This window comes from Micromonospora sp. NPDC049257 (assembly GCF_040678915.1).
Classification (GTDB): Bacteria; Actinomycetota; Actinomycetes; order Mycobacteriales; family Micromonosporaceae; genus Micromonospora; species Micromonospora antibiotica.
Genome location: NZ_JBFAQU010000003.1, coordinates 423,340 through 445,446, shown reverse-complemented (window position 1 = coordinate 445,446; position 22,107 = coordinate 423,340). Strand labels below are relative to the sequence as shown.

Below are 22,107 nucleotides of genomic sequence, written 5' to 3'. Positions count from 1 at the left end.
CCGCCGGTTTTCTTTGTTGTGGTCGACACGCGCGCTTTCTATATTCTATTATACAGTTCCCCCCCGGGGGGGGTGGGGGGGGGGGGGGGGGGGGGGGGGTGGGGGGGTGGGGGGAAAGTTTCATATTGGGGTGGGTGGGCGCAAGGGGTGGCGGGTGGGGGTGGGGGGGTTGGGTGATGGGGGGTGGGGTGACCGAAAGTGGTCGTTGGGGGACACGGGGTTGATGTTTTGGTGGTGGGGAGGGGGCGATTGGTGGTCGGTGTGGGTGGGTAGCAACGCGCGGCACCGGTCGCCAGCAGGGCGGTCGCGGTGGTGGGAGGGGTGAGTACGGTGTCTGTGCTGCGAACCAAACCGATCAAGGATGTGGTTGCCCAGGGCAACGCGGACGGCAGCGACGGCAGCCCCGGTCTCAAACGCCGGCTCGGTGCCCGCGACCTCACCGGCTTCGGCATCGGCATCGTGATCGGCACCGGCATCTTCACCCTCACCGGCATCGAGGCACGCGACAGCGCCGGGCCGGGCGTGGTGATCTCGTTCGCCATCGCCGGGGTGGTCGCCCTGCTCGCGGCCCTCTGCTACGCCGAGTTGGCGTCCAGCGTGCCGACCGCCGGCAGCGCGTACACCTACGCGTACGCCACGATGGGTGAGATCGTCGCGTGGATCATCGGGTGGGACCTGCTGCTGGAGTTCGCGCTCGGCGCGGCGGTGGTGGCCCGGGGTTGGTCCGGTTACCTGGCCGAGCTGTTCGGCCTGCCGAGCACCTGGTTCGCCGAAGAGGGCAGCGTGGTCAACCTCGGCGCGATCGGCATCGTGCTGCTGCTCGGTGTGGTCGCCATCATCGGCATCCGCGAGTCCGCCCGGATCACCAACATCCTGGTGCTGGTAAAGGTCGCCATCTGCATCTTCGTCGTGGTCGCCGGGTTGTTCTTCGTCAAGTCCGCCAACCTCAGCCCGTTCATCCCGCCGGCCGAGCCGGCCGGTGCCGGTGACGACGGCATCAAGCAGCCGGTCGTGCAGGCGTTCTTCGGGCTGGAGCCGTCCGTCTTCGGTTTCGTCGGGGTGCTCAGCGCCGCCGCCGTGGTCTTCTTCGCGTACACCGGGTTCGAGGCGGTGGCGAACCTGGGTGAGGAGACCAGGCGGCCCAAGCGGGACCTGACCCTGGGGTTGTTCGGCACGCTGTTGATCTCCACCGCGCTCTACGTCGGCGTCTCGCTGGTCGTGGTCGGCATGGTGCCGTACGGCGAGATCGACCGGGGTGCCCCGATCGCCGCAGCCTTCAACGCGGTCGGTGCGAGCTGGGCCGGGGTGCTGGTCTCCATCGCGGCCGTGGCCGGCCTGACCAGCGTGATCCTGGTCGACCTGGTGGCCATGGGCCGGATCGGGTTCGCCATCTCCCGGGACGGGTTGATCCCGCCCGCCGTCGCCAAGATCCACCCGCGTTGGGGGACCCCGTACCGGATCTCCGCCGTGATGACGGTGGTGGTGGCGCTGCTCGCCGGGTTCCTGCCGCTGTCCGCGTTGGCCGATCTGGTCAGCATCGGCGCGCTCTGCGCCTTCATGATCGTCGCCATCGCGGTGCCGATCCTGCGCCGTAAGCGCCCCGACCTGGAGCGGCCGTTCCGGGTCCCGTTCTCCCCGGTGCTGCCGATCTTCACCGCGCTGGCCTGCCTGTACCTCACGCTCAACCTGTCGATCGAGACCTGGATCAGGTTCCTCATCTGGATGGCGCTCGGCGGGATCATCTACTTCGGCTACGGCTACCGCCGCAACCGTCTCGCCACCGGTGAAGCCGAGGACCGGGCCAAGGAGCGTGCCCCGGCGTGACGACCCGGGGGTGCCGGCCACCCCGGGCCGCCGGTCGGTCATTCCGGTGGCCCGGGGTGGTCAGGGTCGGGGGGCGAAGCGCAGCAGGTTCCAGGAGATCGCCGGCAGGCGTACGGAGCAGCGGTCGCCGTCGACGGTGGCGGTGGGCAACTCCCGGGGCGTCACCCGGTCGGGCTCCGCCTCGGTGTTGATCGCGTCCGGGTCGTCCCCGGCGGCCAGGCTGAGGTGCTGCACCTGGTGCAGCCCGGACAGGCCCCGCAGGTCGATCTCCACCGGGAGGGCGTCGGTGCCCCGGTTGACCGCGAACACGGTCAGCCCGCCGGACTCCTCGTCGTGCAGCGCGACGGTGTCCAACATCGGCACGTCGCCGTACCGCTTCGTGGCGTAGTGCGGCGAGACCGGCTCGGTGCGCAGCACGGTGCCGGTGGCGTGGCGGGCGGTCAGGGCGAACGGGTGGAAGATGCTCTGCCGCCAGGCCGGCCCGCCGGTGCGGGTACGGATCGGGGCGATCACGTTGGCCAGCTGCGCCTGGGCGGCGACACCGACCCGGTCGGCGTGCCGGAGCAGGGTGATCAGCAGGTCGCCGACCACCACCGCGTCGACGGCGGTGTAGTCGTCCTCAAGCAGTGCGGGTGCCTCGACCCAGCCGCGCGCGTCCAGGTCGCCCTGGACGCGGGACTGGTACCAGACGTTCCACTCGTCGAAGGAGATCTTCAGCTTGCGGGTCTGGCGCAGCCGGGCGGCCACGTGGTCGGCGGTGGCGACGACCTCGGTGATGAACTGGTCCATGTCGACGGCGGAGGCGAGCAGGCTGGCCCGGTCGCCGTCGGTCGGGTCGTAGTAGGAGTGCGCGGAGATGTAGTCGACCTGCTCGTAGGTGTGTTCCAGCACGGTCGCCTCCCAGGAGGCGAAGGTGGGCATGCCCCGGCCGGAACTGCCGCAGGCGACCAGGCTGATCGAGGGGTCGATCAGCTTCATCGCCCGCGCGGTCTCGGCGGCGAGCCGGCCGTACTCCTCGGCGGTCTTGTGGCCGACCTGCCACGGGCCGTCCAGTTCGTTGCCGAGGCACCACAACCGCACGCCGTACGGCTGCTGCGCGCCGTGTGCGCGACGCAGGTCGGACAGCCGGGTGCCGCCCGGGTGGTTGGCGTACTCCAGCAGGTCGCACGCCTCCTGGACGCCCCGGGTGCCGAGGTTGACCGCCATCATCGGCTCGACCTGCGCGGCGGTGGCCCAGGCCATGAACTCGTCGAGGCCGAACGCGTTGGTCTCGATGGTCTTCCAGGCCAGGTCCAGCCGGCGGGGGCGGTCGTCGACCGGGCCGACACCGTCCTCCCAGCGGTAGCCGGAGACGAAGTTGCCGCCGGGGTAGCGGACCATCGAGACGCCCAGCTCCCGGGTCAGCTCCAGCACGTCGCGGCGCAGGCCGAGCGGGTCGGCCCCAGGGTGCCCCGGCTCGTAGATGCCGCCGTAGACGCAGCGGCCCAGGTGTTCGACGAAGGAGCCGAAGAGCCGGCGGTCCACCGGGCCGACCGTGAAGGCCGGGTCGATCGTCAACCGTGCTGCACGCACGGGCCCACCTCTTCCCCTGAGCTGCTCGGAGCGACTACGGTCGATGCGCTGCTCCGCGTTTGTATACCGTTGTCGCCAACGTTGTAAAGGATCTCTCGCGCGATTCGGTCCGGTGGCGGACGCGGGAAGGAGCCCACGTGCGGCACCGACTGAAGGACGTGGCCGAACGGGCCGGGGTGTCGGTCAAGACCGTGTCGAACGTGGTCAACGGCTACCAGCACGTCCGGCCGGCCACCCGGGCCCGGGTCGAGGCGGCCCTCGCCGAACTGCGCTACCGGCCCAACCTGTCGGCTCGCAACCTGCGCAAGGGCCGTACCGGCGTGATCGCCCTCGCCGTGCCGGAGCTGGACATCCCCTATTTCGCCGAGTTGGCCCGGCACGTGGTGGCCGCCGCCGCCGACCACGGCTGGACCGTGCTCATCGACCAGACCGGCGGTGGCCGGGAACGGGAACGGGTCGCCGCCGCCGGCATCGGCGACCACCTGATCGACGGTCTGATCTTCAGCCCGCTGTCGCTGACCGCCGACGACCTCACCGACCTCGACGGCGTACCGATGGTGCTGCTCGGCGAGCGGGTGGACCACGGCCCCGCCGACCACGTGGTGATCGACAACGTGACCGCCGCCCGGGAGGTGACCGCCCACCTGATCGGCCTCGGCCGTCGCCGGATCGCCGCCGTCGGCGCGCAACCCACCCCCGAGGGGGCCGGCGCCCGCCTGCGGCTGGCCGGCTACACCGCCGCCCTGACCGAGGCCGGCATCGGGTACGACGAACGCCTCGTCGCCGCCACCCCGGCCTGGCGTCGCGCCGACGGCGCCGCCGCCCTGCGCCACCTGCTCGCCTCCGGAACCCGCCCGGACGCGGTGTTCTGCTTCAGCGACACCCTCGCCCTCGGCGCGCTGCGCGCCCTGCACGAGGCCGGCCTGCGGGTCCCCACCGACGTCGCCGTCGCCGGCTTCGACGACATCGAGGACGGGCGGTTCAGCGTCCCCACCCTGACCACTGTCGCCCCGGACAAGGAACGGATCGCCCGGCTCGCCGTGGACCTGCTCGCCGGCCGGCTGGGCGGGGACCGGGACGCGCCACCCCGGGAACTCACCGCCCCGCACCGCCTGACCCCCCGGGAGAGCACCGCCTGACGCCCGCCCTGCCCGCTCGGCCGGACCTGCCGTCCGGCCGGACCTGCCGGCTGGGCCGGACCGGTCCGCTGAGGCATGATCTGCCCGTTGGGCCGGAACGGGCCGCTGGCCGGAGCCGTGGCCCGGCCGGCTGTCAGTCGAAGAAGCGGGCCAGGTGGGCCGGTGCCGGCGGTGGGGCGTCGGCGGGCAGCGGGGTCAGATCGGCGAAGATGGACGCGCCGTCGCAGCCGGCGTGCAGCGGATGCCAGCGCGGGGTGCCCGGCGGGCGCTGACCGCAGACCCCCTTGATCGTCTGTACGTCCAGCAGCCGGACGTGGGTCGGGTCCGCCACCGCGTTGACGTGCCCCCACCAGGGGCTCATCACGTGCAGCACGCCACCCGGGCGGAGCACCCGGTGGCACTCGTCCAGCAGCGGCAGGAAGTCGATCAGGTGCTCCAGGATGTGCACGGTGAAGATGACGTCGACGGAGTCGTCGGCCAGCGGCAGCGACCCGGACAGGTCCGCCACCGCGTCCACCCCGGGGGCCGGGAAGATGTCCAACCCCAGGTTCGTCGGGTACTGCTTCTGGCCGCCGCAGCCCAGGTCCACCACCACCGGGTCCCGGCCGTCGACCCGCACCCGCCCCCACACGCCGTACACCCCGGCCAGCCGGCCGACCAGCTCGCGGACCAGCCGCAACTGATCCGGTTCGGCCACCTCCCCGCTCAGGTGGGCGACCCCCCGGTCGAACCGCACCTCGACGGGGAGCCCACGTAACCGCTCGTCGTGGCGGGCCTGCTCGGCCCAGGCCGCTTCGAGGAACCCGTCGAGCGCCCGCAGCCGTTCGGCCGAGGGCGGTGCCTGCGCCAACGCGACCATGGCCACCTCCCGCCGGCCGTTACCCGCTCTCCGGTCCCGCACACCAGTCGCCGCCAACTCTCGCCGCTCTGCTGCCCATCGCCGCTCTGCTGCCCATCGCCGCTCTGCTGCCCATCGCCGAGCCGGTGCCCGGGGCGGACCCCACCGTGACCGTGACCGTCCAGCCGGGCGATGGCTCCGCGCGCGGAGCGCGTACCCGTGGGTCAGCCGCCGGTGCGGCGGGTGGGCCGGCCGACGGCCCGGATGCGCTGCCGGGGCGCACCGGCCGCCTTCGGCCGCTTGAGGTGGTAACGGTGCAGCTCGTTGTGGCCCTCCAGGGACGGGTCCTCGCTCATCCCGACAAGTTCCCAGCCCTGGTCACCGGCCCGGTTCAGGTGCGCCAGCGCGGTGTCGCCGTAGGCGGTCACGTCGGTCATCGAGCCGTCCGGGCCGTACCAGACGAAGACGACCTCCCAGCTGAGGTCGGAGGCGGTCGGCTGGCGACGGCGCACCAGCAGCGCGTACTCCCATCTGAGCATGACCCATTGTCACCCGGCGGTCGTCGGGCGGCACGGATCAGTCCTCGGCGATCCGCCCGTCGGCGACCCGCAGCCGCCGGTGCACGCTGACCGCCTCCAGCATCCGCCGGTCGTGGGTGACCAGCAGCAGCGTCCCCGGATAGCCGGCCAACGCCGACTCCAACTGCTCGATGGCCGGCAGGTCGAGGTGGTTGGTCGGCTCGTCGAGCACCAGCAGGTTGACCCCCCGGCCCTGCAGCAGCGCCAGCGCCGCCCGGGTCCGCTCGCCCGGCGACAGCGTCGCCGCCGGCCGCAGCACGTGCGCGGCCCGCAGACCGAACTTGGCCAGCAGCGTCCGCGCATCCGCCGGTGCCATCTCCGGTACGGCGGCCCCGAACGCCTCCAGTAGCGGCTGGTCGCCGAGGAACAGCCCCCGGGCCTGGTCCACCTCGCCGACCACCACCCCCGGCCCGAGCGCGGCGTGCCCGGCGTCGAGCGGCAGCCGACCCAGCAGCGCGCCGAGCAGGGTGGTCTTGCCGGAACCGTTCGCCCCGGTGATCGCCACCCGGTCGGCCCAGTCGATCTGGAGGTTCACCGGCCCCAGGGTGAAGTCGCCCCGGCGGACCACCGCGTCGCGCAGCGAGGCCACCACCGCACCGGCCCGGGGCGCGGCGGCGATCTCCATCCGCAGCTCCCACTCCTTGCGGGGCTCCTCGACCACGTCGAGGCGTTCGATCAGCCGCTCGGTCTGCTTCGCCTTGGCCGCCTGCTTCTCCGTCGCCTCGGCCCGGAACTTCCGGCCGATCTTGTCGTTGTCGGTGGCCTTGCGGCGGGCGTTCTTGACACCCTTCTCCATCCAGGCCCGCTGGGTGCGGGCGCGGTTCTCCAACGCGGCCCGGGTGTCGGCGTACTCCTCGAAGTCGGCGCGGGCGTGCCGGCGGGCCACTTCCCGCTCCTCCAGGTAGGCGCCGTAACCGCCGCCGTAGTGCCGCACCTGCTGCTGCACGAGGTCCAGCTCCAGCACCCGGGTCACCGTCCGGGTCAGGAACTCCCGGTCGTGGCTGACCAGCACCGTGCCGGCACGCAGGCCGGTGACGAACCGTTCCAGCCGGTCCAGACCGGCCAGGTCCAGGTCGTTGGTGGGCTCGTCGAGCAGGAAGACGTCGTACCGGCTGAGCAGCAGCGAGGCCAGCCCGGCGCGGGCCGCCTGACCACCGGACAGGCCGGTCATCGGGTGGTCCAGGTCGACCGTCAGTCCCAACTCCGAGGCGACCTGCTCGGCGCGTTCCTCCAGGTCCGCCCCGCCGAGGTCGAGCCACCGCTCCAACGCCCCGGCGTACGCGTCGTCAGCCCCGGCCGTGCCTGCGGTGAGCGCCTCGGCGGCGGCGTCCAGGGCCGTCTGCGCCCCGGTCACCCCGGTCCGGCGGGCCAGGAAGTCGCGGACCGTCTCGCCCGCCCGCCGTTCCGTCTCCTGCGGCAGGTAGCCCACCGAGGCCCCCGGCGGGCTCAGCGTGAGGCTGCCCTCCTCCACCGGCTGCACCCCGGCCAGCGTGCGCAGCAGCGTCGACTTGCCCGCCCCGTTGACCCCGACCAGCCCCACCACGTCCCCGGGTGCGACCACCAGGTCGAGGTCACTGAAGAGCATCCGCTCCCCGTGCCCGGCGGCAAGTCCTTTGGCGATCATCGTGGCGCTCATGAGGCCCCGAGCCTATCGCCCGTCGATCCGGGCGGGGACGCCACGCGGCCCGGCCCACGTCGGGCCCGCCTGCCGGCCTCGGTGGCCGGCCCACTGCCCGGCCCACTGCCGCCCCGGCTGCCGGCCCACTGCCGCCTCGGTGGCCGGTCCGGGGCCGCCCGGGTGGGGGTGCTCTGTGCGGGGATGGCGGTCCATGCGTGCGCCAGATTGTGGAGAGTTCTTGCGGCTATGGCGACAAGAACTCTCCACAATCCTGGGCTCCCGCCGATCACCGCCACCCGTCACCATCGTCGTCAGGTCTCCCGGGCCGGCGGCGGGTCGGCGGGTCGGGCTGCCGGCCCCGGTCGGCGGAAGGTGGGGGAGGGGCGGGAGGAACGGGTGCGGGTGGGGCAAGGTGGGGGTGTGGGACTGACGTTGGCGATCGACTGCGGGGGCGGCGGCATCAAGGGCTCGGTGCTGGACGGGGACGGCACCCTGCGGGCACCGGTGATCCGGGTGGACACGCCGTACCCGTTGCCGCCCGAGTTGTTCGTCAAGACGCTGCTGGAGCTGGCCGGGCGGCTGCCCTCGGCCGACCGGGTCACGGTGGGGATGCCGGGCATGATCCGGCACGGGGTCGTGGTGGCCACGCCGCACTACGTGACCCGCTCCGGGCCGCGCAGCCGCGTCGACCCCGATCTGCTCGCCGAGTGGTCCGGGTACGACGCGCGGCGGGCGGTCACCGAGGCGTTCGGGATGCCGGCGCTGGTGCTCAACGACGCCGAGGTGCACGCGGCCGGGGTGGTCGCCGGGACGGGCTGCGAGCTGGTGCTGACCCTCGGCACCGGGCTGGGCAGCGCGCTGTTCGACGGCGGGCGGCTCGCCCCGCACCTGGAGCTGTCGCACGCCCCGGTCCGCTGGGGCACCACCTACGACACGTACGTCGGGGAACCGGAGCGGCGGCGGCTCGGCGACGCCTTCTGGTCCCGGCGCATCCGGCAGGTGGTGGACGGGCTGCGCCCGGTGTTCCGCTGGGACCGGCTCTATCTCGGTGGCGGCAACTCGCGGCTGATCCGGCCCGAGCAGGTGGCCCGGATGGGCGACGACGTGGTGATCGTGCCCAACACGGCCGGAATCGTCGGCGGTGTCCGGGCCTGGCAGTTGACCGGCGAACGGGACGACCCGGCCTCCTGAGCCACAAGTCCACCCCCAGGAACACTCGCGGTACGCCCGGTGTTGTGCCAGCGTCGGAGCAATGGCGACGTGACGCGAGGGGGTGGGTCGGGATGGATCTTCTGGCGGAGTACCGACGGGCGACCATGTACTTCGAGATGGGTGACCCGAGCGGAGCGGTCCGGCTGCTGGAGCCGATCGTGGCGGCCGAGCCCGGCAACTCCTCCGTACGTCAGCTGCTGGCCCGGGCGTACTTCCAGACCGCCCAGCTCGGCCGCGCCGAGGAGCAGTTGCGGGAGCTGGTCGACCGGGACCCCAGCGACCACTACGCCCACCACGTGCTGGGCCGGACGCTGGAGCGGCTCAACCGCTACCCGGACGCGTTGCGGCACCTGCGCATCGCGGCGGCCATGCACTCGACCAACGACGACTACGTGACCGCGCTGCGCCGGGTGGAGAGCCGGGTCGGCAACGGTCGCTGAGTCCTGATCACGCCGGGCCGGGGGCGGGTTCCTACCCTTCTCCCGGCCCGGGTCCGCGTCTGGTCCAGGCCAGGAACCTGTCGAACAGCTCCGCCGGGGCCGGGACGGCGTTCGGGTTGAGGGTGACCAGGTCGCCGGTGGCGTCGTACAGCCGCCCGGCCATGTAGACGGACAGCCCGACGCGGTCCCCCGGTAGTCCATGGTCAGCATCAGGCGGGCGGGCTGACACGGCCAGGGGGCGGCGCATACCCGGCACAACCAGAGAGGCCGCATCGGTACGTGTGGCCGCACGGCCCCGCCGGGGCGGGCATGCACCCGGGAAACGTTCAGCGGTTTCACCGTCTCAGAGTGGCCGCTACGCTACCCCCTAGTCAAGGCCCTAGTAGGGTGTCGCCCAACTAGGGCCTCGCCCAGTGGGGACGTGTCTAGCCTCCCGTTCATGGGCCGGAATCTCATGGGCGCGTACGAGATCCGGATGAGGCTGGGCGTGAGCAGGCAACGCGTCGAGCAGTTGATGAAGCGCCCCGACTGGCCGAAGCCCTATGAGTCGCTCGCCACCGGTCGGATCTGGCGTACCGAGGACATCGAGGCCTGGATCCGCGAGCACCGGCCGAACCTGCCCGACGAAGCCTGAGCCTCGCCCCGACGCCTGTCGGCCTACGATGGGCCTGCCATGGCGGCTGCGCAGGTGGGGGAGGCGGGATGAAGCTCAAGCTGGACCTGCACGACATCTTCAACAAGGGCCACGACATCGACCGTGCCCTGCGCGGGATCATGGACGAGGCGGTGGCGAAGAAGGCCACCCTGGTCGAGATCATCCCCGGTAAGGGGTCCGGCCAGCTCAAGAAGAAGGTGCTGCGCTTCCTCGATCAGAAGGACGTCAAGCAGCTCTATCACCGGGTCGAGAAGGACTCCAAGAACTTCGGCCGCCTCTTCGTCCACTTCCGCTGGAAGTGACGTTCCCTAAAAGGACCGGTACACCTCTCTGCGGTGAGCGATTCGCACGACTGCGATCAGGACCTGGTCGTCCAGGATCAGGTAGACGACCCGGAAATCACCCACCCGGATTCGCCACTTGGTATCCCCACCGGACAGCTTCACGCAGCCAGCAGGCCGAGGGTCGACTGCCAGCTGATCGATCGCGTTACCGATGCGGACCTGGGTGGAGCGATCAAGCTTGGCCAGTTCGCGCGCCGCAGCGTTGGTGAGCTCAACCTTCCATGTCACAGGTCCAGCTCCCGCTTGACCGCGCTCCACGGCTGCGTCGACTCACCAGCACGCATCGACGCCAGTGCGTCGTCGCACGCCTGGGCGTCCTCCTCGTTGATCACCTGTTCCATGATCTCGTCAAGCCGCGTCAGCTGCTCACGAGCCAAGGCGCGGGAAGCGTCCGTCCGGTTCGGGTTTCTGGCTATCGCTTCCAGCGACTGCCTGATCTTCTCCAGACCCTGCGGATCGAGCGACGTCGGTGGTCCCATCGCCGCCACCCGCTGCCCCTGGCGAGTCAGGTAGACGACGTTGCCTTCCTCAGCCGCCTCGACAGCTTCAGGCGGCGGACCGGCATGAGGCGGAACCTCATACTCGAACGCGTGTGCGGCGGTCATGAGGGTCATGTTAGCGCTGAAGAATCCCGCAGCCGGACAACCAGCTGAGGCGGTGTCGGCCAGGATCCGTCAGAGATTGACGCGGGCCGGCTGGGTGGCCCGTTCCCACATCAGCACTGTCAGAAATCCAGGACGGCGACCGTCTCCCCTTCGCTCTGCTCGCCGGTCGGCCGGAAGCCCAGCTTCAGATAGAAGCCCTCCGCCCCGCCCTCGCGGGGCACCCAGGTGACGTACGCCCGGTTGCCGCCCCGGGCGCGGATCTCCGCGCACACCGCCTCGACGGCGAACCGCCCGTAACCCTTGCCCTGGGCGTCGGCCGCGATGTTGAGTTTCCAGAGGCCCGACCGGACGTCATCGGGGTTGTCGCCCCACGCGTAGTCGAGGAAGGCCATCAGGAAACCGACCATCCGGTCGCCGTCGAAGATCAGCCTCGGCCAGGCGATGTCCGGGAAGACGTACGCCTCGGCCAGTGACTTGACCACCGGCCCGACCAGATCCTCCTGATCGGGGCGCACCGACAGCTTGAGCGCTGCCTCGTAGTTCTCCGGGGTGACCTTCTCCAGCCGCATCCTGCGGACCGTAGTCCGCCCCGCCGGTCCGGGCGACCGGTTATCCGGGCCATCCCGCCCTGTTCAGGCAGCCGACAGCTTCCGTACGACGTACTGGTTGAGGCTCATCCCGTCTTCTGCGGCATGGATGGCCAACTCGCGGTGAAGGCTTTCGCCGACGCGCACGTTGAACTTGCCCGAGTAGCTCCGATCGGCAAACGGCTTCGGTACTTCCTCGCCCTGCTGCTCCAGGTCCGCGACCACCTCGCTCAGCAGGTCCTGAAGCCCTTGCAGGGCTTCGATCTGAGAGGGGGCCAGCCAGGACAGCGAGGGAAACTCGGCGCAGGTGGCGACGAACTCGCTGTCCTGGGCCGACCACGTGACGCGATAGGAGTAGTGACTCACCTCGGGGCGAACATCCTGCATCACAAGGCCTCCTTCTTCTCGATCGCCTTGAGAACCTGCCGTACCTGGTACGCCTTGTCGTTCTGAATGTTCACGCGTGGGTCTCCGGCCCACGGCATCTTGAACACCGCGTGCGAGGTGCCGTCCTGCCGAGGCTTCCCGAAGTAGTGCTCGCACACCCGCTTCAGGTCGTTGTAGGCGACGCCCTGAGGGTTGGTTCGCATCGCTTCCATGATTCGACTTACCGAAGACACGCGCTCGATGGTACTACCGGCAGTGCTATCGGCCAACGCTTCAGGCGCGACGTCAGAACGGGTAGGTGCGGGCGACCGCAAGCATCTCCGAGGTGTGCGACCCGACCACCCCCACCCCCGCCGGCCGCTTCCGGAACCCCGGCAGACCCTCCAGCCCGTCGCTCGCGTCCATCGCCCGCAGCGCCACCTTGGCTGCCCGGGGCCGCACGGTCAGGGTGATCTCGACGCCCTCCGCTGGCGGGGCGTGGAACACGATCCCGAAGCCCCACCGGTCGAGCGAAGCCTCCTCGACGCCCGACTGCCGCTCGACCGGCACCTCACGCCCGGCCACCTCGGCCCGGGTCACCTCGGCGGTGGTCGCGTCGACGTGCAGGGTGGCCAGCCTCACCGTCCGTTGGGGGAGCAGCCGCAGCCGCAGGGTGCGCAGTCCACCGGCGGTGGTGTCCGCCAGCACCTGCACCGTCGGCGCGGGCAGGTTCGCCGCCGGTGCCGGGCCGCCGCGCAGGTCCGGATCGCCCAGGCCGGGGAAGCCGTCGACGGCGGCAGGGCCGTCGACATACCCGTCGGTCCACGGCTGGGGGTCCACCTCCCGGGTGAGCCACTGTGCCTCGTTGGTGTCGGCGTCCAGGGCGTACATCAGGTGGGTGGGGACCGGGTGGTCGGCGTCGAAACGGTCGACCGCCAGGCCGACCCCGGCGAACACCGTGGCGGCGAGCGCGGCGGCGACGGCCGGCAGTGCGCCGAGCCGGCGGGCGCGGGCGGCGACCATGCCCCGCTGGCCGCCGGCTGCCGGGTGCAGCAGGTCGAGCACCGGCAGCGCGGCCAGCCCCAGCAGCACCGCGAACAGGGCCGCGACCCCGCCCATCGCCATCCCCAGCGCGGGGAAGAGCAGCACCACCGTGGGCAGCAGGATCACCACGGCGACCGCCCCGGCCAGGGTCACCGCGACCACCGGCCACGGGCCGTCGATCCGGGTGCGCAGCGCGACCAGGCCGGCGAGCGCCCCGGCCAGCGCCGGCAGGGTGGCCAGGTACGCCCCGCCGGGCACCAGCGCGGCCAGCACCACCCCGAGCAGGGCCAGCCAGCCCAGCCCGCCGACGGCCAGCGCGGCCGGGCCGGACCAGCGGCGGGCCAGCGCGTACCAGGCGAGCAGGATCGTGGCGGCGAGCGCCACCACCGCCAGCCGGTACCAGACCGGCCGGTACGGGTCGAGCAGCTCGGCGTAGCCGGGGCGCAGTGCGGTGATCCCCGCCCAGAGCAGTTGGGCGGCGACCGGGGCGGCCACGATCGGCACCAGCGCCAGCCCGAACCCGGCGAACAGGCGACCGGTCCCGGCCCGGCCGGTGCGCCGGACCAGCCAGCCCAACGCCAGCACCCCCAGCACCGCCAGGGCGGCCAAGGGCCAGGTCAGCCAGCCGGGGTAGCGGACCAGCCCGCCCGGCACCGGGAAGTAGCTGGCGTCGTGGCCTGCGCGCAGCGCCGTCAGGTCGGCGCGGCCGAACTCCCGGGCCAGCCCGAGCGCGTTGTCGCCGTGCATCTGGAGGCTGCCCCGGTCCATCGCCGCCGGGGTGTCCAGCGGGGTGTGGTAGATCGCGCCCCCGTCGATGTAGGCCGAGTTCAGCCCGACGAAGTCGTTGTCGAGGAACGCGGTGAAGTCGGTGTCGTTGGGCAGCGCCCGGTAGATCTCCACGGCGAACGAGGTGCCCACCGGGTGCGGGGCGCCCCGGCCGAAGGCGGCCACCAGCTCGGCGTTGTTCCGGGACGTCTCGAACATGATCACCGGCCCGGTGGAGCCCCGCGCCTCCAGGTTGAGCACCACCCCGCCGTCGGCGGCCAGCGGGTGACTGGCCGCGAACGCCGCCGCGCCGCACAGGCACGCCTCCTCGGCGTCGGTCAGCACGAACACGACGTCGTTGCGGGGGCGGGGGCCGGCGGTCAGCGCGCGGGCCACCTCCAGCACGGTGGAGGTGCCGGCCGCGTCGTCGTTGCCACCCGGGCCGGTCTGCACCGAGTCGTAGTGCGCCACCAGGAAGACCCGGCCGGTGGAGGCGGTGCCGGGCAGCCGGGCCACCACGTTGCGCACCCGGGCGACGGTGGCCCCGCCGGCCGCCCCGCTGAGCTGCCCGGCCTCCGGGGCGACGGTGTCCTGCACCTCGGTCTGCAGGCCCAGCCCGCGCAGCGCCCCGACCAGGTGCTCGCGGACCTGGTCGTTGGCGGCACTGCCGGCGGGGTGCGGCCGGGCCGCCACCGTCTGCACGGTCCGGTAGGCCCGCCCGGCGCTGAACTCGTCGGCCGGGGCGTCGGCCGGCCGGGGCGTCGGGGTGGCCAGCGTGACCAGCATGACCGCGCCCACCGCGCCCAGCGCCGACAGGGCGGCCAGGGCGGCGAGCGGACGACGCCGGGGCCGGGTCAGCGCCCGGTCGGCGGCGGAGGCGGGGGGTACGCCCACGGGGACTCCTCGGAGGTGGTGCGGGGGTGGTGCACCATCCTGCCCCGGCGGGCAGCGCCCGGGGCGTACCGGGACCGAACCGTGACGCGGGCCGCTGACCGGACGCTCACCTGGTGACGGCCTTGCCCGGGTACGCCCGGACCGGCCCGACCGTGTTGTGTGCGACCGTTGTCTAATACAGGATCAGCAGGGCACTCGGAAGGAGCCCGACATCACCAGCGAACTCCCGCGTCTCGCGGCGGTGACCCGGTCGCACCGGGGGCCTGGCCTGGCCGGGCCCTCCGTCGCGCCGTACCCGCACGGCGGGCTCGGGCCCCACGCCAACCTGCCGCCGGGTGAACGGCTGCGGGTGCTGCTGGTCGAGGACGACGAGGGCGACGCCTTCCTGGTCGGCGAGCTGCTCGCCGAGACCAACTCGATGATCGACCTGCTGGTCGCCACCAGCCTCAGCGAGGCCCGGCGGCGCATCGCCGGCGTCGACTGCGTCCTGCTCGACCTCGGGCTGCCCGACGCGCAGGGCCTCGACGGGCTGCGCCGGGTGCTGGAGATGTCCAGCGGCGCGGCGGTCTGCGTGCTGACCGGCCGCTCCGACGAGCACCTCGGCATCGTCGCGGTCGCCGAGGGCGCCCAGGACTACCTGGTCAAGGGGCAGGTCGACGGGGTGCTGCTGACCCGTGCCCTGCGCTACGCGGTGGAACGCAAACGGGCCGACGAGAACGCCCGCCGGCTGCGCGAGGTCGAGCTGCGCCAGGCCGAGTCGGCCCGCCTGGAACGGGGCCTGCTGCCCCAGCCGCTGATGACCACCGACGAGGTGGCGGTGCACACCTTCTACCGGCCGGGCCGGCACGCGGCGCTGATCGGCGGGGACTTCTTCGACGTGGTGCAGACCCAGCCGGACCGGGTCGACCTGATCGTCGGCGACGTCTGCGGGCACGGGGTGGACGAGGCCGCGCTCGGCGTCGAACTGCGGGTCGCCTGGCGGGCGTTGATCCTGGCCCGGGTGCCCGACGACGAGGTGCTGCCCGCCCTGGAACAGGTGCTGATGAGCGAGCGCCGGCTCCAGGAGATCTTCGCCACCGTCGCCACCGTCCGACTCGACCTGGCCGCCAACCGGGCCACCGTCCGGCTGGCCGGTCACCCGCCGCCGCTGCTGCTGTCCGGCGGCAAGGTCGCGCCCGTCCCGGCCCGTGGGGGCCTGCTGCTCGGCGTACGACCCCGCCGTCCCGTCGCGTTCGACCTGGAGTTCGACACCGATGACTGGTCCCTGTTGATGTACACCGACGGCCTGATCGAGGGGCGGGTGGGTGACGGCGACGACCGGTTGGACGTCGACGGGCTGACCGGCCTGCTCCAGGAGCGCGCCAACCACGCCGTGCCGCTGTCCGAGCTGCCCGCCTGGCTGGTCGGTCGGGCCGAGCAGATCAACGGGGGGCCGCTCGCCGACGACGTCGCCATGCTGCTGGTCAGCCGGGGCGGTGGCCGGTGAACACGTACCACCGGGGGTGGACCCTGCGTCGTCGGGTGCTGGCGTTGCTGGCCGTGGTCGGCGTGCTGCTGGTCGGGCTGGCCGTGGCCGAGGCGGTGGTGGCGGCGAAGAACCGCGCCTACACCGACGCCGTGCTCACCCGCACCGGCCCGCTTCGGGTGCAGGGGCAGGAGCTGCTCAACGCACTGCTCGACCAGGAGACCGGCATCCGGGGGTACGCGGTCAGCGGCAACCGTGCCGACCTGGCCCCGTACGAGCAGGGGGTGCGGCAGGAGCGCGACGTGGCCGCCACGATCGCCGACCTGAGCCGTGACTACCCGGCGGTCGCCGGTGCGCTGCGCACCGCGCAGCAGCAGGCGGCGGACTGGCGGCGGACGGTGGCCGAGCCGGTGATCGCGACCACCGGGAGCAGCGGCACGGCCGCCGGCCAGGCGTTGATCACCGCCCAGGCCCGGCAGGAGTTCGACCAGATCCGGGCGTCGGTGGGTGACCTCCAGACGGCGATCCTGGCCGAGCGGGAGAAGGGTGCCCGGGACATCGAGCGGACCGGCAACATGCTGGTGATGCTGCTGATCGTCGCGGCGGTGGTGGTGGTGCTCGCCGGCACCCTGATGCTGCTCTCCCTGGAGCGAATGGTGATCCGGCCGCTGACCGGCCTGGCCCAGCAGGTGCGGGAGGTCGCCGCCGGTGACTACCAGCACCACATCGCCGGGACGGGGCCGCCGGAGTTCCGTCGGCTCGCCGACGACGTGGACGTGATGCGGCAGAAGATCGCGAAGGACCTGGCGGAGGTGCGGGCCGCCCGGGAGAACATCGAGTGGGTCAACAGCCAGTTGCAGAAGCAGGCCGAGGAGCTGACCCGCTCCAACCGTGACCTGGAGCAGTTCGCCTACGTCGCCTCGCACGACCTGCAGGAGCCGTTGCGCAAGGTGGCCAGCTTCTGCCAGCTGCTCCAGCGGCGGTACGCGGGGCAGCTCGACGAGCGGGCCGACCAGTACATCGCGTTCGCCGTCGACGGCGCGCAGCGGATGCAGCGCCTGATCAACGACCTGTTGGCGTTCTCCCGGATCGGCCGGCTCACCACCGGTTTCGTCGACGTCGACCTCAACCGGACGATGGGCGACGTGGCCAGCCAGACCGAGCCGGGCCGGCAGTACGCCGACGCCGAGCTGACCTGGGGCGAGCTGCCGGTGATCCGGGGCGAGGAGCCGCTGCTCACCAACCTGCTGGTCAACCTGGTCAGCAACTCGGTGAAGTTCCGCCGCCCGGACGTCACGCCGAAGGTGCGGGTCTCGGCCCGGTTGGTCGACGCCGAGTGGGAGATCACCTGCGAGGACAACGGCATCGGCATCGAGCCCGAGTTCGCCGACAAGATTTTCGTGATCTTTCAGCGGTTGCACGCCAAGGACGCCTACCCGGGCACCGGCATCGGCCTGGCCATCGTCAAGAAGATCGTCGAATATCACGGCGGTCGGGTCTGGGTGGACACCGACCGGGCCGAGGGGACCGCGATCCGGTTCACCCTCCCGGCCCGGCCGGAGGACGTCGAGGCGGCGAAGGCCGCCGCCGAGGCGGGCCCGGCGGCGGCAACCGGTGCGGACGCCCCGGCAGGGCCCGACGGGGACGCCACGGTGACGCCCGAGGGAGACGCCCCGGCAGGATCCGACGGTGACGCCACGGCAGCGCCCGACGGGGACGGCGCGGCGACGACGTCCGACGACGACGCGTCCCGCCCGGCCGGGGGGACGCCCGCGCCGGCGGACCGGCCGATCCCGGTCGGCCGACAGTCGGGCGGCACGCAGGACGAGGACCCACCCGGCGGGCCGCCGGGGCACGGCACCACGGGTGGCACGAAGGAGGGGGTGGGATGACCGCGCCGGCGGACGGCAAGAGCCCGATCGAGGTCCTGCTGGTCGAGGACGATCCGGGTGACGTGCTGATGACCCAGGAGGCATTCGAGGAGCACAAGCTCCGCAACCGGCTGACCGTCGTCTCCGACGGCGCCGAGGCGCTGGCCTACCTGCGGCGCGAGGGCCGGTACGCGGACGCGGTGACCCCGGACCTGATCCTGCTCGACCTGAACCTGCCGCGCCGCGACGGCCGGGAGGTGCTGGAGGAGATCAAGAACGACGAGCAACTGCGCCGCATCCCGGTGGTGGTGCTCACCACCTCCCAGGCCGACGAGGACATCCTGCGCAGCTACCAGTTGCACGCCAACGCCTACGTGACCAAGCCGGTGGACTTCGAACGTTTCATCTCGGTGGTCCGTCAGATCGACGAGTTCTTCGTCAGCGTGGTGAAGCTGCCGCCTCGTGGCTGACCAACTGCTCGCCGACGTCGGCACGCTGCTGCGGGAGACCGCGGCGGACGTGGTGTTGCCGCTGTTCCGCAAGCTGGACGACGCCGACGTCACCGAGAAGGCACCGGGTGACCTGGTCACCGTCGCCGACCAGCGGGCCGAGGAGCGGATCTCGGCGGAGTTGCGCCGACTGCTGCCGGGGTCGCTGGTCGTCGGCGAGGAGGCGGTGGCCGCGGACGGGTCGTTGCTGCGGCACCTGCGCGGCGGCGGCGACGTGTGGGTGGTCGATCCGGTCGACGGTACGGGCAACTTCGCCGCCGGCCGTCGGCCGTTCGCGCTGATGGTGGCCCTGCTCACCGACGGTGAGCCGGTCGCCTCGTGGGTGTTCGACCCGCTGGCGGAGACGATGGCCGTGGCCCGGGCCGGGGCGGGGACCCGGTTGGACGGCCGGCCGGTACGCAAGACCCCGGTCGTGCCGCCGGAGCGGCTGCGGGGCACCGCGATGGTCCAGTACCTGCCCCGGGCCACCCGGGACCGGGTGGCGGCGGGCGAGGGCCGGATCGGGGAGCTGCTCGCGGGCCAGCACTGCGCCGGCCGGGAGTACCTCGACCTGCTCACCGGTGACCAGCAGTTCGTCATGTTCTGGCGGACCCTGCCCTGGGACCATGTGCCCGGTGCGTTGCTGGTCCGCGAGGCGGGTGGGGTGGCCCGCCGGTTCGACGGCACCGACTACCACCCGGCCGACGACGGGCACGGGCTGCTGGTCGCCTCCGACGAGCAGACCTGGCACGAGGTCCGCGCCGCGCTGCTCGGCGACTGACCGCCCGCCGCCTGCACGTTCGTGGGTGCCGGTCGGTGGACCGGCCGGCCGGCGTGCGGGTCGCCGGGCGTGGGACGGACGGGCCGCCCGGCCGGTGTGGCGGGGTCGGTCGAGCCGGGCGGTGGGCCGCCCCCGGGGGCGGCTGAGGGATCGACGAGATGGACTCTCGGCGACGGGCTCGGCACGCCGTGTCGAGCGTTGCTGTCCGGTGTCGTCACGGGCCTGGTCACCGGGCGTGATTGCGGTAGTGTGACCGGCGGTCTCCGCCCCCAGGCCGCCAACCGGGGCCGGCGGGACCGCCGCCGTACCGGCCCTGTGGCGGGCGTCGGCGGCAGAGGGAAGGACAACCTCCGTGCCCAGGACCAGCCTGACCCGGCCACGCGTGCGTCGGCCGTTGACCGTGCTGCTCGCCGCACTGGCGCTGCTGCTCGGTGTCGGCGCGGTGCCCGCCTCGGCGGAGCCCGGTGAGGGTGGCACCAAGCAGCTCAAGGATGCGCTGACGGCGGCGGCGAAGGGGCACATCGAGGCCAAGGCCAAGCTGGACAGCTCCAAGCGGCGGCAGACCGCGCTGGCCGCCGAGCTGAAGGTGATCGAGGGCCGGTTGGGTGAGCTGACCGCCCAGGTGGGCGAGGTGGCCGCGCAGTCCTACCGGGTGGGCCGGTTGACGCCGACGTCGATGCTGCTCAACACGGCAAGCCCGGAGGCGTTCCTCAAGCGGGCCGCCGACCTGGACATGATGGCCCAGCGGGACGGCAAGCAGCTCCGCGCGCTCGCCGAGGCCCGGCACGCAGCCGCCCAGGCCACCCTCGACATCAACGCCGAGGTCCGCGAGCAGCAGAAGCAGCTCGCCACGCTGGCGAAGAAGAAGCGGGACGCCGAGCGTGCCCTGGCCACCGTCAGCTCGGGCAGCAGCGCCGGCTTCAGCGGCGGGTCGAGTTCGGCCGCGCCGGCCCCGCGCAACTCCGACGGGTCGTGGCCGGGCGAGTCGTGTTCGGTGAACGACCCGACCACCTCCGGTTGCATCACCCCGCGCACCCTGCACGCCATGCAGCAGGCCAAGGCCGCCGGCTACAAGCGGTTCGTGTCCTGCCACCGCAGTGGCGGGGGCGGCGAGCACCCGAAGGGCCGGGCCTGCGACTTCTCGGCCGCCACCAGTGGCTTCAAGGACGAGACGGCCACCGGCGGGGACAAGGCGTACGGCGACAGCCTGGCCAACTACTTCAAGAACAACGCCAACCGGCTCGGCGTGCTCTACGTGATCTGGTACCGGCAGATCTGGATGCCGAACACGGGTTGGCGGGCGTACAGCGGGTCGGGCAGCCCGGCCGCCGACCACACAAACCATGTTCATCTTTCGATGTACTGACCGTCCGGCCCAGGAACGGGACGTAGCATCGCGACGGTGAGCAGCTCATCGTCCGACGTCGTGACCGCTCCGACGCCTCCCGCGCCGGTTCCCTCCCGCGCCCTGCCCAACGGGCTCGCCGCGTTCCTGGTCTTCTTCTCCAGTGGTGCGGTGCTGGTGTTGGAGACGGTCTCGTTGCGCCTCGTCGGCCCGTACGTCGGGGTGACCCTCCAGGTGACCAGCTCGGTGATCGGCATCGCGTTGGCCGCCATCGCGTACGGGGCGTGGACGGGCGGCTGGCTGGCCGACCGGCGGGACCCGCGCGGGCTGCTCGCCCCGGCGCTGATCCTGGCCGGCATCGCCGCCGCCGTCACCCTGCCCGTGGTCCGGTACGCCGGTGAACTGCTGCGCGGCGGTGCGGTCAGCGGCATCCTGCTGCTCACCGCGTTGGCCGTGTTCGTGCCGGCGGCGCTGCTGTCGGCGGTCACCCCGCTGGTGGTGAAGCTGCAACTGGCCGACCTGCGGCGCACCGGTCAGGTCGTCGGGCGGCTGTCCGGCATCGGCACCCTCGGCGGCATCACCGCCACCCTGTTCACCGGGTTCGTACTGGTGGCGGCGCTGCCCAGCACCGTCATCCTGATCGGGCTGGCGGCGGCGCTCGGGGTGGTCGGGCTGGCGCTCGGGGTCTACCTGCGCCGGCAGGAGGCGGCGGGGTTGCCCGGTCCGGCCCGGCTGAAGGCCACCCTGGCGGTGCTCGGGTTGGTCGCGGCGGGGCTGAGCGCGGTCGCACCGAACCCGTGCGACGTGGAGACCGCATACCACTGCGCCCGGGTGGAGCGTGATCCGGCCCGCGACGGTGGGCGCACCCTCTATCTCAACTCGGCCCAGCACTCGTACGTCGACCTGGACGACCCGACCCACCTGGAGTACGAGTACACCCAGTGGATCGGCGCGGTCGCCGACGTGGCCGCCCCGAAGGGGCAGCGGCTGGACGCGCTGCACCTGGGCGGGGGCGGGTTCACCATGCCCCGCTACCTGAGCGCCACCCGGCCGGGCACCGACAACGTGGTCTTCGAGATCGACGGCGAACTGGTCGAGCTGGACCGGCGCGAGTTGGGCGTCCGCACCGGGCCGGGGCTGCGGGCGGCGGTGGGCGACGCCCGGATGCTGGTCGGTGGGGAGCCGGCGGACAGCCGGGACCTGGTCGTCGGGGACGCCTTCGGGCACCTGGTGGTGCCGTGGCACCTGGCCACCCGGGAGATGGCGGCGGAGGTCGACCGGGTGTTGCGCCCCGGCGGGATCTACGTGCAGAACGTCATCGACTACCCGCCGGGCCGGTTCATCCGCTCGGAGCTGGTCACGGTGGCCGCCGAGTTCGAGCACGTGGCGCTGGTCGCGCCGCCGGAGGCGATCGCCGGGCGGCAGGGCAGCAACTTCCTCATCGTCGCCTCGGACGCGCCGCTGCCGCTGGACGCGCTGCGGACCCGGCTGGGCACCGTGGCGAAGATCCCCGACATGGTCGCCGGCAGCGAGGTGACCCGGTTCGTCGACGGGGCGCTGGTGTTGACCGACGACTACGCCCCGGTGGACCAACTGCTCGCGACCGCCTGATCGGGTGACTTTCCTGACCGATTACGACCATCGAGGTGTAGGTCGGGCCGTCCCGGGCAACTCGG

The 22,107-nt window shown here is 72.4% G+C and carries 23 protein-coding genes; 12 read left to right on the top strand and 11 right to left on the bottom strand.

The window, feature by feature from the left end; translation table 11 throughout:
* Window positions 1-330: 330 nt before the first annotated feature.
* Window positions 331-1,824: an amino acid permease gene (locus tag AB0K25_RS08345; RefSeq protein WP_219464851.1), complete on the top strand. Its 1,494-nt coding sequence runs from the start codon at window positions 331-333 to the stop codon at window positions 1,822-1,824.
* 60 nt (window positions 1,825-1,884) lie between these two features.
* Here AB0K25_RS08345 and AB0K25_RS08340 read toward each other — a convergent pair whose 3' ends face one another.
* Complete coding sequence (locus AB0K25_RS08340; protein WP_219464849.1) at window positions 1,885-3,396, bottom strand: alpha-N-arabinofuranosidase; 1,512 nt, start codon at window positions 3,394-3,396, stop codon at window positions 1,885-1,887.
* Window positions 3,397-3,533: 137 nt separating this feature from the next.
* On the opposite strand from AB0K25_RS08340, the gene AB0K25_RS08335 reads away from it, so the two are divergent.
* On the top strand, window positions 3,534-4,535 hold the full coding sequence (locus tag AB0K25_RS08335; protein ID WP_219464847.1) for a LacI family DNA-binding transcriptional regulator: 1,002 nt from the start codon (window positions 3,534-3,536) through the stop codon (window positions 4,533-4,535).
* Between the two features lie 133 nt (window positions 4,536-4,668).
* Here AB0K25_RS08335 and AB0K25_RS08330 read toward each other — a convergent pair whose 3' ends face one another.
* The 3 genes from AB0K25_RS08330 to AB0K25_RS08320 all read right to left on the bottom strand — a co-directional run bounded on the left by AB0K25_RS08330 (window position 4,669) and on the right by AB0K25_RS08320 (window position 7,587).
* A complete protein-coding gene (locus tag AB0K25_RS08330; protein ID WP_219464845.1) occupies window positions 4,669-5,394 on the bottom strand; it encodes a methyltransferase domain-containing protein in 726 nt (241 codons plus the stop codon).
* A 203-nt stretch (window positions 5,395-5,597) separates the two neighbouring features.
* On the bottom strand, window positions 5,598-5,912 hold the full coding sequence (locus AB0K25_RS08325; RefSeq protein WP_208568292.1) for a hypothetical protein: 315 nt from the start codon (window positions 5,910-5,912) through the stop codon (window positions 5,598-5,600).
* A gap of 37 nt (window positions 5,913-5,949) precedes the next feature.
* Window positions 5,950-7,587: an ABC-F family ATP-binding cassette domain-containing protein gene (locus AB0K25_RS08320; protein ID WP_219464844.1), complete on the bottom strand. Its 1,638-nt coding sequence runs from the start codon at window positions 7,585-7,587 to the stop codon at window positions 5,950-5,952.
* Between the two features lie 402 nt (window positions 7,588-7,989).
* On the opposite strand from AB0K25_RS08320, the gene AB0K25_RS08315 reads away from it, so the two are divergent.
* Both AB0K25_RS08315 and AB0K25_RS08310 read left to right on the top strand, forming a co-directional pair.
* Window positions 7,990-8,760, top strand: coding sequence for an ROK family protein (locus AB0K25_RS08315; protein WP_363819203.1), 771 nt, complete (start codon window positions 7,990-7,992; stop codon window positions 8,758-8,760).
* 92 nt (window positions 8,761-8,852) lie between these two features.
* Window positions 8,853-9,221, top strand: coding sequence for a tetratricopeptide repeat protein (locus AB0K25_RS08310; protein ID WP_088644718.1), 369 nt, complete (start codon window positions 8,853-8,855; stop codon window positions 9,219-9,221).
* 31 nt (window positions 9,222-9,252) lie between these two features.
* Here the strand turns inward: AB0K25_RS08310 and AB0K25_RS08305 are convergent, their stop codons facing one another.
* Window positions 9,253-9,384: a hypothetical protein gene (locus tag AB0K25_RS08305; protein ID WP_363819200.1), complete on the bottom strand. Its 132-nt coding sequence runs from the start codon at window positions 9,382-9,384 to the stop codon at window positions 9,253-9,255.
* A gap of 276 nt (window positions 9,385-9,660) precedes the next feature.
* On the opposite strand from AB0K25_RS08305, the gene AB0K25_RS08300 reads away from it, so the two are divergent.
* Both AB0K25_RS08300 and AB0K25_RS08295 read left to right on the top strand, forming a co-directional pair.
* Entirely contained in the window at window positions 9,661-9,855 is a 195-nt protein-coding gene (locus AB0K25_RS08300; protein WP_205789268.1) for a DNA-binding protein, read from the top strand.
* Window positions 9,856-9,923: 68 nt separating this feature from the next.
* Complete coding sequence (locus AB0K25_RS08295) at window positions 9,924-10,178, top strand: Smr/MutS family protein (RefSeq protein ID WP_067315484.1); 255 nt, start codon at window positions 9,924-9,926, stop codon at window positions 10,176-10,178.
* Between the two features lie 6 nt (window positions 10,179-10,184).
* Here the strand turns inward: AB0K25_RS08295 and AB0K25_RS08290 are convergent, their stop codons facing one another.
* The 6 genes from AB0K25_RS08290 to AB0K25_RS08265 form a co-directional block, all read right to left on the bottom strand.
* Window positions 10,185-10,448 (bottom strand): type II toxin-antitoxin system RelE/ParE family toxin, encoded by a 264-nt coding sequence (locus tag AB0K25_RS08290; RefSeq protein ID WP_363819197.1) that lies wholly within the window; start codon window positions 10,446-10,448, stop codon window positions 10,185-10,187.
* Window positions 10,445-10,825, bottom strand: coding sequence for a hypothetical protein (locus AB0K25_RS08285; protein WP_219464840.1), 381 nt, complete (start codon window positions 10,823-10,825; stop codon window positions 10,445-10,447). Before AB0K25_RS08285 ends, AB0K25_RS08290 begins: the two co-directional genes overlap by 4 nt.
* 119 nt (window positions 10,826-10,944) lie before the next feature.
* Window positions 10,945-11,394 carry a GNAT family N-acetyltransferase gene (locus AB0K25_RS08280; protein ID WP_363819194.1) on the bottom strand — a complete coding sequence of 150 codons (450 nt, stop codon included), beginning with the start codon at window positions 11,392-11,394 and terminating at the stop codon, window positions 10,945-10,947.
* Between the two features lie 63 nt (window positions 11,395-11,457).
* Window positions 11,458-11,799, bottom strand: coding sequence for a toxin-antitoxin system HicB family antitoxin (locus AB0K25_RS08275; protein WP_363819231.1), 342 nt, complete (start codon window positions 11,797-11,799; stop codon window positions 11,458-11,460).
* Window positions 11,799-12,032: a toxin HicA gene (locus AB0K25_RS08270; RefSeq protein ID WP_363819191.1), complete on the bottom strand. Its 234-nt coding sequence runs from the start codon at window positions 12,030-12,032 to the stop codon at window positions 11,799-11,801. The genes AB0K25_RS08275 and AB0K25_RS08270 overlap by 1 nt, the downstream gene beginning before the upstream one ends.
* A gap of 52 nt (window positions 12,033-12,084) precedes the next feature.
* The gene (locus tag AB0K25_RS08265; RefSeq protein WP_363819188.1) at window positions 12,085-14,481 is read right to left on the bottom strand and encodes a M28 family peptidase; all 2,397 of its coding nucleotides are present in this window, start codon (window positions 14,479-14,481) and stop codon (window positions 12,085-12,087) included.
* Between the two features lie 241 nt (window positions 14,482-14,722).
* Between AB0K25_RS08265 and AB0K25_RS08260 the strand changes: the two genes are divergently transcribed.
* The 6 genes from AB0K25_RS08260 to AB0K25_RS08235 all read left to right on the top strand — a co-directional run bounded on the left by AB0K25_RS08260 (window position 14,723) and on the right by AB0K25_RS08235 (window position 22,042).
* Complete coding sequence (locus AB0K25_RS08260) at window positions 14,723-15,967, top strand: fused response regulator/phosphatase (protein WP_363819185.1); 1,245 nt, start codon at window positions 14,723-14,725, stop codon at window positions 15,965-15,967.
* A complete protein-coding gene (locus AB0K25_RS08255) occupies window positions 15,964-17,838 on the top strand; it encodes a sensor histidine kinase (protein WP_219464834.1) in 1,875 nt (624 codons plus the stop codon). The genes AB0K25_RS08260 and AB0K25_RS08255 overlap by 4 nt, the downstream gene beginning before the upstream one ends.
* Entirely contained in the window at window positions 17,835-18,287 is a 453-nt protein-coding gene (locus tag AB0K25_RS08250; protein WP_067310481.1) for a response regulator, read from the top strand. The genes AB0K25_RS08255 and AB0K25_RS08250 overlap by 4 nt, the downstream gene beginning before the upstream one ends.
* Complete coding sequence (locus AB0K25_RS08245) at window positions 18,280-19,086, top strand: inositol monophosphatase family protein (protein WP_219464833.1); 807 nt, start codon at window positions 18,280-18,282, stop codon at window positions 19,084-19,086. Before AB0K25_RS08250 ends, AB0K25_RS08245 begins: the two co-directional genes overlap by 8 nt.
* A gap of 352 nt (window positions 19,087-19,438) precedes the next feature.
* The gene (locus AB0K25_RS08240) at window positions 19,439-20,452 is read left to right on the top strand and encodes a hypothetical protein (RefSeq protein WP_363819181.1); all 1,014 of its coding nucleotides are present in this window, start codon (window positions 19,439-19,441) and stop codon (window positions 20,450-20,452) included.
* 36 nt (window positions 20,453-20,488) lie between these two features.
* Window positions 20,489-22,042 (top strand): fused MFS/spermidine synthase, encoded by a 1,554-nt coding sequence (locus AB0K25_RS08235; RefSeq protein ID WP_363819178.1) that lies wholly within the window; start codon window positions 20,489-20,491, stop codon window positions 22,040-22,042.
* The last annotated feature ends 65 nt before the right edge of the window (window positions 22,043-22,107 follow it).